The organism is Luteimonas pelagia (assembly GCF_054776035.1).
This window is the reverse complement of sequence record NZ_BAAHCG010000002.1, coordinates 548,097-565,150: the sequence shown is the minus strand read 5'-3', so window position 1 is coordinate 565,150 and position 17,054 is coordinate 548,097. Positions and strand designations below refer to the sequence as shown.

17 protein-coding genes, 1 tRNA gene and 1 pseudogene are annotated in these 17,054 nt (G+C 72.8%); 12 read left to right on the top strand and 7 right to left on the bottom strand.

Annotation, left to right across the window (positions count from 1 at the left end):
* Positions 1-36 precede the first annotated feature (36 nt).
* The 10 genes from ccmC (at position 37) to ACYU7H_RS07840 (ending at position 7,595) form a co-directional block, all read left to right on the top strand.
* The gene (gene ccmC / locus ACYU7H_RS07885) at positions 37-786 is read left to right on the top strand and encodes a heme ABC transporter permease CcmC (RefSeq protein ID WP_460813672.1); all 750 of its coding nucleotides are present in this window, start codon (positions 37-39) and stop codon (positions 784-786) included.
* Positions 783-968 carry a heme exporter protein CcmD gene (gene ccmD / locus ACYU7H_RS07880; protein WP_460813671.1) on the top strand — a complete coding sequence of 62 codons (186 nt, stop codon included), beginning with the start codon at positions 783-785 and terminating at the stop codon, positions 966-968. The genes ccmC and ccmD overlap by 4 nt, the downstream gene beginning before the upstream one ends.
* Complete coding sequence (ccmE, locus tag ACYU7H_RS07875; protein ID WP_460814006.1) at positions 968-1,462, top strand: cytochrome c maturation protein CcmE; 495 nt, start codon at positions 968-970, stop codon at positions 1,460-1,462. Before ccmD ends, ccmE begins: the two co-directional genes overlap by 1 nt.
* A gap of 24 nt (positions 1,463-1,486) precedes the next feature.
* The gene (locus ACYU7H_RS07870) at positions 1,487-3,424 is read left to right on the top strand and encodes a heme lyase CcmF/NrfE family subunit (RefSeq protein ID WP_460814004.1); all 1,938 of its coding nucleotides are present in this window, start codon (positions 1,487-1,489) and stop codon (positions 3,422-3,424) included.
* On the top strand, positions 3,417-3,998 hold the full coding sequence (locus tag ACYU7H_RS07865) for a DsbE family thiol:disulfide interchange protein (protein ID WP_460813670.1): 582 nt from the start codon (positions 3,417-3,419) through the stop codon (positions 3,996-3,998). Before ACYU7H_RS07870 ends, ACYU7H_RS07865 begins: the two co-directional genes overlap by 8 nt.
* 23 nt (positions 3,999-4,021) lie before the next feature.
* A complete protein-coding gene (locus ACYU7H_RS07860) occupies positions 4,022-4,474 on the top strand; it encodes a cytochrome c-type biogenesis protein (protein WP_460814003.1) in 453 nt (150 codons plus the stop codon).
* Between the two features lie 5 nt (positions 4,475-4,479).
* Entirely contained in the window at positions 4,480-5,496 is a 1,017-nt protein-coding gene (locus ACYU7H_RS07855; protein WP_460814002.1) for a tetratricopeptide repeat protein, read from the top strand.
* A 10-nt stretch (positions 5,497-5,506) separates the two neighbouring features.
* Complete coding sequence (metX, locus tag ACYU7H_RS07850; RefSeq protein ID WP_460813669.1) at positions 5,507-6,634, top strand: homoserine O-acetyltransferase MetX; 1,128 nt, start codon at positions 5,507-5,509, stop codon at positions 6,632-6,634.
* A 258-nt stretch (positions 6,635-6,892) separates the two neighbouring features.
* Entirely contained in the window at positions 6,893-7,486 is a 594-nt protein-coding gene (locus ACYU7H_RS07845; RefSeq protein ID WP_460813667.1) for a cysteine dioxygenase family protein, read from the top strand.
* 23 nt (positions 7,487-7,509) lie between these two features.
* A tRNA-Leu gene (locus ACYU7H_RS07840) sits at positions 7,510-7,595 on the top strand.
* A gap of 302 nt (positions 7,596-7,897) precedes the next feature.
* Here the strand turns inward: ACYU7H_RS07840 and ACYU7H_RS07835 are convergent.
* Together ACYU7H_RS07835 and ACYU7H_RS07830 are read right to left on the bottom strand one after the other, a co-directional pair.
* Positions 7,898-8,293 (bottom strand): annotated as a pseudogene (locus tag ACYU7H_RS07835) (hypothetical protein); the annotation flags it as partial.
* A gap of 59 nt (positions 8,294-8,352) precedes the next feature.
* Positions 8,353-8,553: a PspC domain-containing protein gene (locus ACYU7H_RS07830; protein WP_460813665.1), complete on the bottom strand. Its 201-nt coding sequence runs from the start codon at positions 8,551-8,553 to the stop codon at positions 8,353-8,355.
* Between the two features lie 141 nt (positions 8,554-8,694).
* On the opposite strand from ACYU7H_RS07830, the gene ACYU7H_RS07825 reads away from it, so the two are divergent.
* Positions 8,695-9,999 carry an aminotransferase class V-fold PLP-dependent enzyme gene (locus ACYU7H_RS07825; protein ID WP_460813663.1) on the top strand — a complete coding sequence of 435 codons (1,305 nt, stop codon included), beginning with the start codon at positions 8,695-8,697 and terminating at the stop codon, positions 9,997-9,999.
* A gap of 17 nt (positions 10,000-10,016) precedes the next feature.
* Here the strand turns inward: ACYU7H_RS07825 and ACYU7H_RS07820 are convergent, their stop codons facing one another.
* From ACYU7H_RS07820 to ACYU7H_RS07805, 4 genes are all read right to left on the bottom strand, one after another.
* Positions 10,017-11,087: a class III poly(R)-hydroxyalkanoic acid synthase subunit PhaC gene (locus ACYU7H_RS07820; RefSeq protein WP_460813662.1), complete on the bottom strand. Its 1,071-nt coding sequence runs from the start codon at positions 11,085-11,087 to the stop codon at positions 10,017-10,019.
* A gap of 2 nt (positions 11,088-11,089) precedes the next feature.
* Positions 11,090-12,199: a class III poly(R)-hydroxyalkanoic acid synthase subunit PhaE gene (gene phaE, locus ACYU7H_RS07815; RefSeq protein WP_460813660.1), complete on the bottom strand. Its 1,110-nt coding sequence runs from the start codon at positions 12,197-12,199 to the stop codon at positions 11,090-11,092.
* 244 nt (positions 12,200-12,443) lie between these two features.
* Positions 12,444-13,061, bottom strand: a complete 618-nt coding sequence (locus ACYU7H_RS07810; protein WP_460813658.1) for a CDP-alcohol phosphatidyltransferase family protein — start codon at positions 13,059-13,061, stop codon at positions 12,444-12,446.
* A 155-nt stretch (positions 13,062-13,216) separates the two neighbouring features.
* Positions 13,217-13,660, bottom strand: a complete 444-nt coding sequence (locus ACYU7H_RS07805) for a hypothetical protein (RefSeq protein WP_460813657.1) — start codon at positions 13,658-13,660, stop codon at positions 13,217-13,219.
* Between the two features lie 104 nt (positions 13,661-13,764).
* Between ACYU7H_RS07805 and dinB the strand changes: the two genes are divergently transcribed.
* Positions 13,765-14,877 (top strand): DNA polymerase IV, encoded by a 1,113-nt coding sequence (gene dinB / locus ACYU7H_RS07800; RefSeq protein WP_460813656.1) that lies wholly within the window; start codon positions 13,765-13,767, stop codon positions 14,875-14,877.
* Here the strand turns inward: dinB and ACYU7H_RS07795 are convergent.
* The gene (locus ACYU7H_RS07795) at positions 14,874-16,994 is read right to left on the bottom strand and encodes an amidohydrolase family protein (RefSeq protein ID WP_460813654.1); all 2,121 of its coding nucleotides are present in this window, start codon (positions 16,992-16,994) and stop codon (positions 14,874-14,876) included. The two genes, dinB and ACYU7H_RS07795, sit on opposite strands and share 4 nt — an antisense overlap.
* Between the last annotated feature and the right edge of the window lie 60 nt (positions 16,995-17,054).

Sequence of the window (17,054 nt, the reverse complement as noted above, 5' to 3'; positions counted from 1 at the left end):
CAACCGACCGGCCCCAACCGGGCACCGCCTCCACGCATGAACCCCGTCCTCCGCTGGTTCCACCAACTCGGCTCGCCGCCCACCTTCGATCGCTTCGCCGCGCGCTGGGCGCCGTGGGCGCACCTGGCCGCGATCGCGACGATGGCCGCGGGCCTGTACGGCGCGCTGTTCGTGGTGCCCGCCGACTACCAGCAGGGCGACAGCTTCCGGATCCTCTACATCCACGTGCCGTCGGCGTGGATGAGCCTGTTCGTGTTCGCGCTGATGGCGTTCTACGCCGTGCTGGCGCTGGTCTGGCGCATCAAGCTGTGCGAGGTCCTGGCGATGGCCTGCGCGCCCGTGGGCGCCGCGTTCACGCTGGTCACGCTGGCCACCGGCTCGATCTGGGGCAAGCCGATGTGGGGCACGTGGTGGGACTGGGACCCGCGCCTGACCACCGAACTGGTGCTGCTGTTCCTGTACCTCGGCGTGATGGGCCTGTACCAGGCGATCGACGACCGCCGCGCCGCGGCCCGTGCCGCCGGCCTGCTGGCGATCGTCGGCGTGGCGCTGCTGCCGGTCATCCGCTACTCGGTGGTGTGGTGGAACTCGCTGCACCAGGGCGCGACGATCCGGCTGTTCGGCGAGTCGTCCATGGACGGCTCCATGGCCTGGCCGCTCGCGGTGATGGTGCTCGGCACGAAGTTCTGGTTCATCGGTTCGCTGCTGGCGCGCGCGCGGGCCGACAACCTGCGCCGCGAGGCCGGCAAGGACTGGGTGCGCCGCCTGGCGGAGGCCCGGCCATGAGCTACCTCGGCTACGTCGCCGGCGCCTACGCCGTGTTCGCCGCCGTGCTGGCGTGGGACTACCTTTCGCCGCGCCTGCAACTGCGCCAGGCGCTGCGCGCCGTGCGGCTGCGCGCGGCGCGCGCGGCGGGCCGACCATCCGCCGACCTGCCGCTTTCGCGCGCCGGAGACCCGACCCCATGATCCACCCGGTCCGCAGGCGCCGCCTGTTGCTGGTCCTCGCCCTGCTTGCGGCCGCCGCGTTGGCCACCGCGCTGGTCGCGATGGCCCTGCAGCGCAACGTCACCTATCTCTACACGCCTTCGGAAGTGCTTGGCGGCGAAGCCGGCGCGGACGTCGCCGGCGGCGCGGCGCGGTTCCGCCTCGGCGGCATGGTCGCGGGCGGCTCGTTCGCGCGCGCCAGCGGGTCGATGCAGGCGCGCTTCGAGGTCGACGACGGCGACGCGCGCCTGCCCGTCGTCTACGAGGGCATCCTCCCCGACCTGTTCCGCGAGAACCAGGCGGTGGTCGCGACCGGCCGCATGCGCGACGGCGTGTTCGTGGCCGAGGAGGTGCTGGCCAAGCACGACGAGACCTACATGCCGCGGGAAGTCGCCGAGAAGATGGGCCAGGCGCACCGCAAGCACGACGTGCCCGACGACGCCGCGACCGCGGGCGGAACGGGAGCGCCACGCTAGGTGGCGGCGGTGCCCTACACCGGCCTGCTGCCGGAAGTCGGCCAGGTCGCCCTGCTGCTGTCGCTGCTCGTCGCGCTGCTGCAGGGCGTGCTGCCGGTCGCCGGCGCCGCGCGCGGCGTGCGTGCGTGGATGGACCTTGCGCGCCCGGCCGCCTACGTGCAGTTCGGCCTGCTGGCGGTCGCCTACGCCATCCTGACGCTCGGCTTCCTCGCGCAGGACTTCTCGCTGCGCTACGTCGCGGAGAATTCGAACACGCTGCTGCCCTGGTACTACCGCGTGACCGCGGTCTGGGGCGCGCACGAGGGCTCGATGCTGCTGTGGGTGCTCGTGCTCGCCGGCTGGAACGCGGCGGTGGCACGCTTCTCGCGCATGCTGCCCGACACGGTGCGCGCGCGCGTTCTGGGCGTGATCGGCCTGGTGGCGACCGGATTCATCGCGTTCCTCGCCTTCACCAGCAATCCATTCGAACGGCTGCTGCCGGCGGCGCTCGAGGGCCGCGACCTCAACCCGCTGCTGCAGGACCCGGGGATGATCATCCATCCCCCGATGCTCTACATGGGCTACGTCGGCTTCGTGGTGCCGTTCGCGTTCGCGATCGCGGCGCTGCTCGATGGCCGGGTGGACGCACGCTGGCTGCGCTGGACGCGGCCGTGGACCAACGTGGCCTGGGCGTTCCTGACCGCCGGCATCGCGATCGGTTCCTGGTGGGCCTACAACGAGCTGGGCTGGGGCGGCTGGTGGTTCTGGGACCCGGTCGAGAACGCCAGCTTCATGCCGTGGCTCGCGGGCGCGGCGCTGCTGCACTCGCAGGCGGTGACCGAGAAGCGCGGCAGCTTCCACGGCTGGACGCTGCTGCTGGCGATCGCCACCTTCTCGCTGTCGCTGCTGGGCGCGTTCCTCGTGCGTTCGGGCGTGCTGACGAGCGTGCACTCGTTCGCGGCCGATCCGACGCGCGGGCTCTTCATCCTGCTGTTCCTGGCCGCGGTGGTCGGCGGTTCGCTGCTGCTGTACGCACTGCGCGCCCCGCGCACGCCACCCGGCCGGCCGTTCGCCGCGAGCTCGCGCGAGACGCTGCTGCTGCTCAACAACCTGCTGCTGGTGGCGGCGACCGCGATGGTGCTGCTCGGCACGCTCTACCCGCTGTTCGCCGACGCCGTCGGCCTCGGCAAGATCTCGGTGGGGCCGCCCTACTTCGGCCTCCTGTTCCTGGTGCTGATGGCCCCGCTGGTCGCGCTGGTGCCATTCGGCCCGATGACGAAGTGGCAGCGCGAGGACCCGGGCAAGCCGATCGCGGCGCTGGCGCCATGGGTGCTGGTCGCCGCCCTGGGCGGCCTGCTGACGGTGGTCGCCGCGCCGCAGGGCGTGCTGAAGTCGGTCGCCGGCGTCACCGCCGCGCTCTGGGTCGCGGGCGGCACGTGGCAGTTCGTCCGCACCCGGCTGCGCCTGTACAAGCGCATCACCCCCGAGATGGCCGGCATGGTGCTCGCGCACCTGGGCATCGCCGTGTTCGTGGTCGGCGCGCTGCTGACCGAGGCCCAGGTGCGCCAGCGCGAGGTCGCGCTCGCCCCCGGCCAGGAGGTCGCGCTGGGCGACTACCGGTTCCGCTTCGACGGCGTCGACCGCCTGCGCGGCCCCAACTACATGGCCGACCGCGGCGCGGTCATGGTCACGCGCGGGGACGCGCCGGTCGCCATCCTGCAGCCGGAGAAGCGCGCATATGCCGCGGGCGGCCAGGTGATGACCGAGGCGGCGATCGACGTGGGCCCGCTGCGCGACGTGTACGTCGCGCTGGGCGAATCGCTCGGCGACGGCGCGCCGGACGACGCCTGGGCCGTGCGCGTGTACGTGAAGCCGTTCATCCGCTGGATCTGGACGGGCGCGGCGTTGATGGCGCTTGGCGCACTGGTGGCCGCGTCCGACCGCCGTTTCCGCCGGGCGCCCGGGAGGAAGGACGATGACTGACGCACCGAGCCGCGACCGCGCCTGGCGCTGGCTCCCGCTGGCGGTGTTCGCCGCGCTGGCAATGCTGCTTGCCGCCGGCGTCTGGCTCAGCCGCGACCCCGGCCGCGACGCGCTGCCGTCGCCGCTGATCGACCGCCCCGCCCCCGCCTTCGCGCTGCCCGTGCTGCACGATCCCGGCCGCACCGTCACCCTCGCGGACCTCGCCGGCGAACCCTTCGTGCTCAACGTCTGGGGCAGCTGGTGCCCGGAATGCCGCACCGAGCACCCGGTGCTGACGCGCTTCGCCGAGACGCGCCGCGTCCGCGTGGTCGGCTACAACTGGAACGACGCGCCGGACGACGCGCTGCGCTGGCTCGAGCAGTTCGGCAACCCGTACTGGCTGGTGCTGGTCGACGCCGATGGCCGGGGCGCGATCGACTGGGGCATCTACGGCGCGCCGGAGACCTTCCTGGTCGACGCCAACGGGATCATCCGCTGGAAGCACGTCGGCCCGATGAGCGAGGACACCGTCGAGCGCGAGCTGCTGCCGGCGCTGGCCGAGGTCGAGAAGATCCCCGCGGGGGCGACGCTGTGACGCGCGCCACCGCACGCTGGCTGTTGGCGGGACTGCTCGCCTTGTCGGCCGCCGTGTCCCCCGCGGTCTCGATCGCGTTGCCGACGGTGGCGGCCGCGCAGGCGACCGCGACCATGCTGCCGCGCTTCGCCAGCGAGGAAGAGGCGCAGCGCTTCATGGCGCTGACCTCCGAGCTGCGCTGCGTGATGTGCCAGAACCAGTCGCTGGCCGACTCCGACGCGCGCATCGCCCACGACCTGCGCCGCGAGGTCCTGGAGCTGATGCGCCAGGGGCGCAGCGACGCCGAGATCAAGGCGCACCTCGTCGAACGCTACGGCGAGTTCGTGCTCTACCAGCCACGCGTCGCGCCGCACACCTGGCTGCTGTGGTTCGGGCCGCTGCTGCTGCTCGCGGGCGGCGGCCTGCTGGTGTGGCGGATCGTGCGCGGCCGCGCGCGGGGCGGCGACGTCCCGCCCGACGACGGACAGGAGTGGTGACCGGCATGGCGATGCAGGGCGCGCTGTTCGCACTCGCGGCGCTGGGCCTGGCGGCCATCGCCGTGGCCATCGTCGTGCGGCCGCTCTGGCATGGCGCACGCGGCCCGACGCTGGCGGTCGCGGGCCTGCTGCTCGCGGGCACCGCCGCGCTCTACCTGCTGGTCGGGACGCCCGCGGCGCTGGATCCGGCCGCGCGCCGGGCGCCGGAGACGACCACCGACGCGATCGCCAGCCTGGAGGCCGCGCTCGCGCGCGAGCCGGCGATGGCCGAAGGCTGGGTGCTGCTCGGCCGTGCGTATCGTGCCGAGGGCCGCGCCAAGGATGCGCGCGAGGCCTTCGCACGCGCCGCGGACCTGCTGCCCGACGACGCCACGGCCCAGGTGGAGGCGGCGGAGGCCCGCGCGCTGGCCACGGCAGACCGGCGGCTGGACGACACGGCGGTCGGGCGCCTGCGGCGCGCCCTCGAGATCGAACCCGGCAACCAGCGGGCCCGCTGGTTCCTCGGCATCGCGCACCGCCAGCGCGGCGAGGACGCCGAGGCCGCCCGCGTGTGGGAATCGCTGCTCGCGGACGTGGATGCGCGCACGGCCGCCAGCCTGCGCACGCAGGTCGATGCCGCGCGGGCGGCGGCGGGCCTGCCGCCGCTGCCCGCGGCAGCCGCCGCGGCGCCGGCCGACGCGGCCGCATCGATCCGCGTGCGCGTCGCCCTCGACCCGGCGCTCGAACCCCGCGTCGCGGATGGCGCGGTGCTGTACGTCATCGCGCGCGCCGTCGACGGCCCGCCCATGCCGGTCGCGGTCGAACGCGTGCCGGCGAGCGGGTTCCCGGTCGATGTCGTGCTCGACGACACCGACGGCCCGATGCCGACGGCGCGGCTCTCGGCGGCGGGACCGGTGCGCGTCGAGGCGCGCGTGTCGGCGACCGGCGACGCGATCGCGGCCAGCGGCGACCTTGCATCCGCGCCCGTCGATTCCCGGGCGGGCGAGACCGTCGAACTCGCGATCGACCGCGTCGTTGAATGACAATGGCCGCATGACCGAGTTCATCCCGCCCGGCACGCGCTTCGTCCAACTCCCCGATCCGTTCGCGATGAAGCGCGGCGGCGCGCTGCACGGCGCGCGCATCGCGTACGAAACCTGGGGCCGACTGGCCGACGCGCGCGACAACGCGATCCTCATCCTCCCCGGCCTGTCGCCGGACGCGCACGCCGCGTCCAACGAAGGCAATCCGGCGGATGGCTGGTGGGAAGCGATGGTGGGCCCGGGCAAGCCGATCGACACGGATCGCTGGTTCGTCGTCTGCATCAATCCGCTCGGCAGCTGCAAGGGCTCGACCGGTCCGGCGTCGCCGCATCCGGAGGACGGCAGGCCGTACCGGCTGCGCTTCCCGGACCTCTCGGTGGATGACGGCGCCAACGCCGCGGCGCACGTCGTGCGCGCGCTCGGCATCGACCGGCTCGCCTGCGTGGTCGGCAATTCGATGGGCGGCATGAACGCGCTCTCGCTGCTGTCGCGTCACGCGGGGATCGCGCGCGCGCACCTCAACATCTCCGGCGCGGCGCGCGCGTTGCCGTTCTCGATCGCGATCCGCTCGCTGCAGCGCGAGGCGATCCGCCTGGATCCGAACTGGAACGACGGCCGGTACGACGAGGACCGCTACCCCGAGGCGGGCATGCGCATGGCGCGCAAGCTGGGCGTCATCACGTATCGCTCGGCGCTCGAATGGGACGGGCGCTTCGGCCGGGTCCGCCTGGACTCGGACCGGCGGCCGGACGACGAACCGTTCGGCCTTGAGTTCGAGGTCGAGAGCTACCTCGAGGCGCATGCGCGCCGTTTCGTCCGCAACTACGACCCGAACTGCTATCTCTACCTGAGCCGCTCGATGGACTGGTTCGACCTGGGCGAAGCGCACGGCGGCGACGCCATGGCGGGGCTCGCGCGGATCGCGCGCGACAACGGCCTGGAGCGCGCGCTCGCGATCGGCGTGGAGACCGACATCCTGTTCCCCCTGCAGCAGCAGGAGCAGGTGGCCGAAGGCCTGCGCGCGGGCGGCGCCGAGTCGCGCTTCCTGCCGCTGCCGTCGCCGCAGGGCCACGACGCGTTCCTGGTCGACATCGACCGCTTCGGGCCCGCGGTCGCAGGGTTCCTTGCCGAGCTCTGAATCGCCCGCGGGATGCCACCGCTGCAGGTACGGGCCGACGCGCGCGAACGGCGTGCCCCGCAGATACCTCCGCCCCATCCCGTCATCCCGGCGCAGGCCGGGATCCAGCTTGCGCTTCAACCTCGGCATCGCCGCCCGGGTCGGCAATCGCGCGCGTAGGCGCGCTCCTACGGGGGTTGGATGCGGCCGGTGCGGCCATCGGGCGGTGCAGGGCCATGCCCGGTGCCCGGCCGGCCTCGCGCCGCTAGAATGGCCGCCATGCACGACGACGGTTGCCCCGACCTGCCCTTCCCCGGCCGCGACAAGCTCGTTGCCGGGATCGACGCCGCGGTGTCGGCCGGCGACCAGCACGCGGTCACCGCCGCCTTGCGCAACGCGCTGTGCCGGATGATCCGCGACCGCGACGTCCAGTTGCCGGACTGCGTGTTCGAGCCCATCGAGGACCACTACGCCCGCCGCGAGCTCTACCGGAGCGCGAAGCACGGCTACAGCGTGGTCGCGATGACCTGGGGCCCCGGCCAGGGCACGCCGGTGCACGACCACCAGGGCCTGTGGTGCGTCGAGGGCGTGTGGGACGGCCAGCTCGAGATCACCCAGTACGAACTGCTCGAGCGCGATGGCGACCGCTTCCGCTTCCGCGCCGCCGGCGGCATGCAGGCGGGCCCCGGGAGCGCCGGCAGCCTGATCCCGCCGCACGAGTACCACGCCATCCGCAACCCGAATCCCGAAGCCGTGGCGGTCTCGGTGCACATCTACAAGGCGAAGATGGAGTGCTGCTCGATGTTCGTCCCCCAGGGCGGCGAGTGGTACGTGCGCGCCGACAAGGCCCTGGAGACCGACGAGGCGGCCTGAGCGTCGCTATACTCGCCGGCCGCGCCGGAGTGGCGGAATGGTAGACGCAGCGGACTCAAAATCCGCCGAGCTAACACTCGTGTGGGTTCGAGTCCCACCTCCGGCACCAACCACGGCCCGCGATTCGCGGGCCGCTTCGTTCGCGGCATCCGCAACGTGCCGGCCGCGTGCAAAAGAGAAGGCCCAGTCCGCTTCAGACTTGCGTCCTCGGCTGGCCGGGCCTTCCGTGCCGGAGCGATTGCGTCTGGCGCGTTGCCTTCCGCTTTTTCTCCGACGCGTCCGACGCTACGCCCGGGCGCGTTAGCCGGACGTAAAACGGTCCGGCCGTTCGTCGGCCTGCGGCTCGGCTGAACGGGGCGCGGGATGCGCCGCGCCGGCGGCGTGCGGGTGCGCGCCGAGCGGAGGCGCCGGCCACGGCCACCAGCCGCGGCCCGTCGCGGCATAGCGGTCGGCGGAGCGCTCGAACCGGTTGCGCACGCCGATGCCGCCGCACAGGAAGTACAGCGGCAGGAACAGCGGGCCGAGCGCCATGTACTGCAGCACGTGCGCGCGCTCGTGGTCGCCCAGGCGCACGGGATCGCAGGCGCCGTGCCCGGCGCGGTGCGCATAGGTCAGGCAGTCGGCGTCGAGGGAGTCGCCGGTGTGCAGGATCACGTTTCCGAGCGTGAGCGCGCCGCCCGGACCGAACGGCACCGCGTCGAACACGAGCGCGAGTTCGCGGCGGCTCAGGTGCACGCGGGCGCCGCCGGGCAGCGCGGCGATCCCGGCGAGCACCCCCAGCAACGTGTTCGGCAGCGCCCACGCCAGCCCGGCGGCGAACGCCACCCGGCGCCGCCAGCGGCCCGCCGTCGCGGCGGGCGCCCGGTTCAGGCGGTGCCCTCCTCCGGCATCACCAGCCACAGGACCAGGTACACGATGATCCCGGGGAACGCGGCCGAAGCGATCGACACCAGCACGAACAGCACGCGCAACAGGGTCGAGTTCCAGCCGAAGCGCCGGGCGATGCCGCCCATGACGCCCGCGAGCACGCGATCGCTCCGGGAGCGGGTGAACGGACGTTCGGTCATCTCGGGCTCCAGTGTCGACTGGGCGCAGTCTACCGCCGCCTCCCGACCACGGCGGGTCCAGCCGTCGCGGGCCAGGCGCTGTCCGTGCGCCCGGGGAAATCGCGTTGCTTCCAGCGTGTTCCCGTGCCCGGGGTCGTCGCCATGGGTGTCACCCGTCGCGAATTCCTGCTCGCGCCGGCCGCCGTCGCCGCGGCCGCGCTGGCCGTTCCGGTCCTGCTTTCGTCCTGCGCCGGGGACGGCCCGCCGCTGCCGGACCTGTCGGGTTGGGACAAGGTCCGGGCGATGTTCCCGCTGGATCCGGCGTACGCGCACTTCGCGAGCTTCTTCGTGGTCAGCCATCCGAAGCCGGTGCAGGACGCGATCGACGAATACCGCCGCGCGATCGACGCCAACCCGTTCCAGGTCGTGAGCAGTGGCGACCCCGGCGACGGGCCGCCCCGGGTCCGGGAGGCCATCGCGGCGTACCTCGGTGGCGAGGCGGACGACATCGCGCTGACACCCAACACGACGACCGGACTCGCGCTGGTCTACCAGGGCCTGCCGCTGGCGCCCGGCGACGAGGTCCTGTGCACGACGCACGACCACTTCGTCCACCACGAATCCATCCGCCTGGCGACCCGCCGCACCGGCGCGACCATGCGGAAGATCGCGCTGTTCGCGGACCCCGCGCAGGCGAGCATCGATTCGATCGTCGGTGCCCTGCGCGCCGGGATCGGTCCACGCACCCGGGTCGTCGGCCTGACCTGGGTCCACTCGAGCACGGGGATGCGGTTGCCGATCCGCGAGATGGCACGCGCGCTGCGCGACGTCCCGGAGCCGCCCCTGCTTGTGGTCGACGGCGTGCACGGGCTCGGCGCGGTCGACGAAACCGTGGCCGGCATGGGCTGCGATTACTTCTGCGCAGGCACGCACAAGTGGATGTTCGCGCCGCGGGGCACCGGCCTGGTGTGGGCGTCCGCCGACAACTGGGCCCGGCTCTCACCCTCGATCCCGAGCTTCAGCGATTCCGACGCCCGGATGGCCTGGGAGGATGGCCTCCCGGAACCGGAAACGCTGAACAACGCGCGCCGCATGAGCCCCGGCGGCTTCGTCGACTTCGAACACCAGTGGGCGACGGCGGTCGCGTTCCGGATGCACCAGGCGATGGGCCGCGCGCGCGTGGCGGCCCGGATCCGCGAGCTCAACGACCAGTGCAAGGCGGGCCTCGCCGCCATCCCCGGGGTCAGGCTGCACACGCCGATGTCCCCGGACCTGTCGGCGGGACTCGTCTGCTTCGAGGTCGACGGCCGGACGCCGGACCAGGTCGTGGAAGGCCTGCTCGCGCGCCGCATCATCGCCAGCACGAGTCCCTACCGGACCAGCTACGCGCGCCTGGCGCCCAGCCTGGTGAACTCACCGGAGCAGGTGGAGGCGGCGGTCGGCGCAGTCCGGGCCATCGCCGGCTGAGCGTCGGGACCGGGCGCCTAGCGCCCGGCCAGCCAGTCGTGGATCGCCTGCGGCACCTCGCGCTGCGCGCGGCCGGACACGTAGATGCCGATGTGGCCGCCACGGAACGAGAGCTCGGTGTAGTCGTCCGTGCCCACCAGGTCCTTCAGCGGGCGGGACGCCGACGGCGGAACGAGGTGGTCCTGCTCGGCGAAGATGTTGAGCACCGGCATTTCCACCAGGCCCAGGTGCACCTCGCGTTCGCCGATGCGGATGCCGCCCTCGACGAAGCCGTTGCGCTGGTAGAAGTCGCGGATGAACTGGCGGAAGGCCTCGCCGGCCTGGTCGGGCGAATCGAAGATCCACTTTTCCATGCGCAGGAAGTCCTCCAGCGCTGCCTTGTCCTCCAGCACGTCGACCATGCCGACGTACTTCTGCACGAACAGCCGCCACGGCTTGAGCATCAGGTAGGAGAAGTTCATCAGGTCCGCCGGCACGTTGCCGAGCGTGTCGACCATCAGGTCCACGTCCAGGCCGCGCGCCCAGTTGGCGAGCATGTTGTCGTCGGTGTGGAAATCCACCGGCGTGACCATCGTGACCAGGTTGCGCACCCTGCCGGGATGCAGGGCCGCGTAGCTGAGCGCGAACGTGCCGCCCTGGCAGATGCCGAGCAGGTTGATCGCGTGCAGCCCGTGCGAGCGACACAGGTGGTCGACGGCGCCGCCGAGGAAGCGCTCGATGTAGTCCTCGAGCGTGAGGTAGCGGTCGGACCGGTCGGGGTAGCCCCAGTCGATCACGTACACGTCCTCGCCGCGCTCCAGCAGCCCGCGCACGATCGAACGGTCGGACTGGAGGTCGACCATGTACGGCCGGTTCACAAGCGCGTAGCTGATCAGCAGCGGCACCTTCGCGGTCGGCGCCTTCTCGCCGACGAAGCGGTAGAGCACGACCTTGCCGTCGCGCCAGACTTCCTCGCGCGGCGTGGCGCCGTAATCGACGTCGTCGACCTGGCGGAGCGTTTCCAGTCCGGCCGCGAGGCGGCGCTGGAACGTGGCGGCCTCGTCGGCGACGGCCTGCGGATCGAAGGCGGAGGCGTTCGTGGTGGCCATGGTCAGCCCTTGCGCGGCTTGGCGGGCATGGTGGTCTTGCCGGACGTTCCGCCCGCGGGCATCGACGCCTTCTTCGCCTTCGCGGCGGCCGGCCTGGCCTTTCCAGGCGCTGCGGACGCCTTGCCCCCGGGGGGCTTCGCCGGCGTCGCACCGGCCTTCCGGGCCGCGGGCCTCGCGGCGGCCGGTTCGCCACGCCCGGCCAGTGCGTCCTTCAGCCGCCGGACCTCGCGCTCGAGCTGCGCGACCTTGCGGTGCGTCGCGTCGACCTCGGTGCGCGTCGGCATGCCCCAGTGCGCGGCCATCTCCTCCACTTCTCGCTGCACGCCCGCGCGCAGCTTCATCTGTGCGGCGACCAGCGCGCCGTGGACCTCCCGGAACTCGGGCGACAACGCGCGCTCGGCCCAAGCGGCCTCCGCGGCATCGATCCACGCGTCGAACAGGCCGCGCGCGGTGGTCGGCAACGCGCCCCTGGCGGCGCGGTCGGAGAGCGCCCGCTCGAACGCTTCCAGCGCATCCTCGCCCGTGCGCGCCATCAGGCCGTTCCACGCGCCCTGTGCCTGCTGGTAGTCGACGTGCGCGCGGGCGAGCGCCTGCCAGCGACCCTGGTGCTCGCGCGCGAAGCCGACCGGCGGCATGCCCATCCACGACGCGGCCTCGCGGCGCACCGCTTCCAGCCACGGGGTCGCGTCCTCGATCCACTGGGACGCGCCGTCGCGGCCCTGCCCGCGCAACTGGCGGAACATCTCCGGGAACGGGTTCTCGCCGGTCGCGCCGAGCGCCTGGCGCCAGGCTTCGGCGATGCCCGCCGGGTCGGCCTGCGGTGCGCCGGCCATCTGTGCGGCGACCTGCTGCATGCGCGCGTACCAGGCATGCGCGTGCGCGAAGGATTCGCCGAGCGCGGCGTCCGCGCCGCCCCGCGCGCCATGCGCCAGGCGGCTCCACTCGGCCAGGCCCTCCTGCCACGCGCGCAGGCCGGCGTCCCAGGGCGAGCCCGTGCCGAAGCCCGCGGCCACGCCCGGTCGGCCGCCGCCTTCGCGCAGCAGGTCGCCCCATGCCGTCCAGTACTGGCGCGCCAGCGCCTCGAAATCGGGGGTGCCCTGTTCGTTGCCCATCGGACCGTTCCTTGCGCCGGAGCGCGCATGCTAGCAACCGCCGCATTGCAGGTCGTGCATACATGGGGGCGCATGGCCGGAACCTGTAGGAGCGTGCCTACGCGCGCGAACGCCCCGGGTGCCCATGTGTCACGGGGCGCGCCCTTCGCGGGCGCAGGCCCGCTCCTACGGCAAGGATGAATGGTTCCCTCGTAGGAGCGCGCCTACGCGCGCGATGGGTGGGGCGGCGAAGCTGCACGGGCCCTCAGGGCTTGGGGATGCGCAGCGTCTTGCTGATCATCAGCGAGCCTGACAGGGCGTAGACCAGCACCAGCGGGTGCAGCTGCCACGGGCCGAGGTGCCACACGCCACCCCACAGGTCGGGGCCGATCGCGCCGGTCGCCGCCGCCCACGCGAGCAGGCCGACGATCACCACGCTGGTCGGGATCGGCGTGCCCTCGAAGTGCTTCACCTTGCCCTCGTCGCCGGCCAGCAGCTCCGCCGTGACGTTGTAGCGCGCCAGCCGGCTCACGCCGCAGCCGACGAAATAGCTCAGCACCACCCAGTCCCAGCCGCCCTGCAGGCCGCAGGCGTATCCGAGCGCCGCCGGCGCCAGGCCGAACGAGATCACGTCCGCCAGCGAGTCCAGTTCCCGGCCGAGGGTCGACGCCGATTTCCGCCAGCGCGCCACCCGCCCGTCCAGCGCGTCGAACACGAACGCCAGCGGGATCAGCGCCATGCCGACCAGCAGGTCGCGCACGCCGCCCTCCTGCAGGAACCGCATCGCGGCGAACACCGCACCGGTCCCGCAGAACGCGTTCGCCAGCGTGAACCAGTCCGCGAGGTGGAACTCGCGCAGCATCGAGAAGTGGCGGCGGGGCATGGCGGTTCCGGCGGATGCGGCAGGGCAGCGTGCCAAAGCCGGCGTGAAACGTGCAAGCAGCGACCCTCGCGGGCGATTCCCGCGTGCATCTCGGCGGCCTGCATGGCGGGTGGGACGCGGAACCCGGGTTCCGCACCCACCCCCGGCGCCTGGCGTCAGCGCAGCCAGCCGCGGGCCGCGGCGCGCCCCGAAAACCAGGCCAGCAGGGCCGCGACGACAACCACGAACACCGGCAGGCCGAGCGCCGCGACGCCCATCGCCTGCGTGGCACCGCTCAGGAATGCCATCCACGCGAACTGGACGACCACCGCGACCAGCGATATCCAGAACAGCGTCACCGCGAACCGCCGGCGCAACAGCAGGGCGATCGACGCCAGCGTCCCCGCGACCACGGCGACCCCGTAGGCCGCCCAGACCCAGCCCGGCGTCGACTCGAACATGGCGCGCTGCCCCTCCTCCAGCGCGGACAGGTCGTCGGGCCCCATCGACATCTGCATGGCGAACATCGCCACGCCGAACAGGTTCCACAGCAGTGCGACGGCGGCGACCATCCAGAACCAGGCCGGCACGGTGCGCGGTGACTCGAGCGGTGCGTTCATGGCGCCCTCCCCAGGGGTTGTGAACGGGCCGAAGCATACGCCCCCCGGGACGGGCCGGGAATCGGATAGGGAGCCGCCCCGCCGGGGCGTAGGACAATGCCCCGGTGAGCGAGGCCCCGCGCAAGATCATCCACGTCGACATGGACGCGTTCTACGCGTCGGTCGAGCAGCGCGACGACCCGTCGCTGCGCGGCCGGCCGGTGGTCGTGGCCTGGCGCGGCGCGCGCTCGGTCGTGTGCGCGGCCAGCTACGAGGCACGGAAGTTCGGCGTGCGCTCGGCGATGCCGGCGGTGCGCGCCGAGCGGCTGTGCCCGCAGGCGGTGTTCGTGCCGCCGGACTTCCCGCGCTACAAGGCCGTCTCGCGGCAGGTGCGCGAGATCTTCCTGCGCCACACCGACCTGGTGGAACCGCTGTCGCTCGACGAAGCCTACCTCGACGTGACGGTCGAGAAGACCGGACTGCCCTCCGCGACCGAGGCCGCGCGCGCGATCCGCGAGGAGATCCGCGGTGAAACCGCGCTCACCGCCTCGGCCGGGGTGGCGCCGAACAAGTTCCTGGCCAAGATCGCCAGCGACTGGAACAAGCCCGACGGGCTGTTCGTGCTGAAGCCGGCCCAGGTCGACGCGTTCCTGGGCCCGCTTCCCGTCGGGCGGTTGCCCGGCGTCGGCCGGGTCATGCAGCAGAAGCTCGCGGAACTGGGCATCGCCACCGTCGGCGGCCTGCGCACGCACGGCGGCGACGCCCTGGAACGCCGATTCGGCCGCTGGGGGCGCCGGCTGCACGAGCTGTCGCTGGGCATCGACGACCACCCGGTCGTGATCGAGCGGCCGACCATGCAGGTGTCGTCGGAGGACACGTTCGAACGGGACCTGCCGCTGGCCGAGCTCGAACCGCACATCCGCCGGCAGGCGGCGCGTGCCTGGTCGGGCTACCAGCGCGAACTCGCGCGCGATCCGGACCGGGTCGCGCGCACGGTGGTGCTCAAGCTCAAGACCGCGGACTTCCAGGTGCTGACGCGCAGCCTGACGCCCGCCGAGCGCCCGGAATCGGAAGCCGTGCTCGCGGACATCGCCTGCGCGCTGACCGCGCGCGTCGACCTGCCCTCGCGCACGCGGTTCAGGCTGGTCGGGGTCGGCCTGTCGGGCTTCGCCGACCGCGATGCCCTCGCCGCCCAGCCGGGGCTGTTCGGCGAAGGCGGCGGCGACGGGACCGGCTAGCGCGCGTCGGCGCCGGCCGGCTCGACCAGGGGGTTCGACACGACCCGGACCGCGGGGGCGAAGGGCTTCACCCCGAGCGCCTCGTGCAGTTCCGACGGGTAGTACACGGTGTCGCCCTTGAGCACCATCGCGACCCTGCGGATGTCGGCGATGTCCGTGGTCGGGTCGCCGTCGACCAGCACCAGGTCCGCGCGCCGGCCCACGGTGACCGCGCCCCGGTCGTCCAGCACGCCCGCGTACTTGGCGCCGTTCCAGGTCGCCGTGCGCAGTGCCTCGCCCGGCGTCATGCCGGCCTGCACGTACAGCTCGAGCTCGCGCTGCAGGGTGAACCCGGCGATCTCGTCCGTGCCCGCGACCACCGGCACGCCGGCCTCGTGCATCAGGCCGACGAACTCGACCAGCTTCTCGAACGACCGGTCGTACAGCGCCGCGGTCGCGTCGTCCGGAATGTCCATCTCGGCCGCGCGCCGGCCGCGCTGCACCGACGGCGGCAGGTGGTCGGCGATGTCCGCCACGATCGGCGACAACTCGCCGTCGCGCTGGTGCAGGAACTCGAAGGTCGCCAGCGTGGGGTCGACCACGACGCCCTTGGCCGCCAGCGCGGCGATGAAGTCACGCACTTCCTTCGAGTCGAAGTCCAGCCCCGCGGTCTCGTCGGCGACCAGGTAGAAGCGCTTGAGCGTGCGGGTGTCGGTGTCCGGCTTGACGAAGAAGTTCAGCAGCAGCTGGTTGATGTGCTGCAGTTCGTCGAAGCCGGCGTCCACCACCTCCTGCGCGCGCATGAAGGCCGGCACGTGGCCGCTGACCCGCAGGCCCTTGTCGTGCGCGTAGTCGACCGTGTCGGCGAGGATCCCGCGCGGGAAGGAGTTGTAGATCTTGATCTGCGGGTAACCGTGGTCGGCGTACCAGTCCACGGCCTTCTTCGCGCCATCGAGGTCCGAGACGACGAATCCGTTGCGCGCGGAGAACGGGCTTTCGCCCTCGAGGAAGCCCGCCGCCACGATCCGCGGCGACAGGAAGGTGCCCTCGCGCTCCTGCACCATCAACTGCTGCAGGGTCTCGTTGTCGTTGCCCATGTCGCGCACGGTGGTCACGCCGGCGGCGAGGTTGAGCCCGCCCTCCCAGCGCCCCACGTGCGCATGGCTGTCGAACAGGCCGGGCAGCAGCACGCGGCCGCCGGCATCGACGACGTTCGGCGCCATGTGGCGCATCGCGGTGGCGCCGTGGTCCGCGCTCGACCAGTCGCGGTCGGTCGCGACCTCGGCGATGCGCCCGTCGCGCACGAGCACGTCGGTCGCCGGGCCGAGGGTGCCGCGCTCGCTGTCGAACACGCGCGCGTTGCGGATCAGCAGGTCGCCGTCGACCGGATGCGCCAGGCGCGCCTGCAACGCGCGCAGCGCCTCGCCCTCGGCGGCCTTCTGCCGTTCCTCGAGGGCGTCGGCGTTGGCCTCCCAGCCGGCCTCGATGAGCTGTAGGTAGCCGGGGTAGATGAAGGCGAACAGGCGCGCGTCCTGGCCGGTCGTCGCCCAGGCGAAGGTCGGCACCAGCCCCAGACCGGTCAGCGCCACCAGGTCGACCGTGCGGGTCTCGCCATCGCGCGCGACCTCCGCCTGCGCGACGCGCTCCACGCTGAGGCTCCCGCTGGGGATCATGGGCAGGCGGCCGTCGTCGTCGTTGGCCAGTGCCCGGACCGCGACCGAGAGGCCCGCCGGCGTGCCGCCGAGCGGTGCATAGAGCGCCTGGCCGGTCACCGCCATGTCGCCGGCGTCGGAGGTCGACTTCCACTCGACGCGGTCGCCCTCGCGGCTGAAGCGCTCGTCGACCTTCGCGCCGAAGGTCGAGGTGCCGGTCACCGCGTACTCGCGGTAGGTGCCGTCTTCGGCCAGCGTGTAGGTCTCCACCAGTTCCGGCCCGCGGCCGTTGTCCTTGAAGATGAACTCCACGCGCGTGCGGCCATCGTCGTCCGTGGTGACGACCTGCTGCCCGGCCTGCTTGCCGCCGTCCACCAGCGCCACGTAGCGCAGCGTCTCCGCCTGCGCGCCCGTGGCCATCGCCAGGGCGCCCGCCAGCACGCCCACCGCCCACCGCCGGCCCGAAGCCCGTCCCGAGATCCGCATCGTCTTCCCCTTCCGCTGCGGCCGCGACGCGGCCCGACCCGGCGGATCGTGCCACGCACG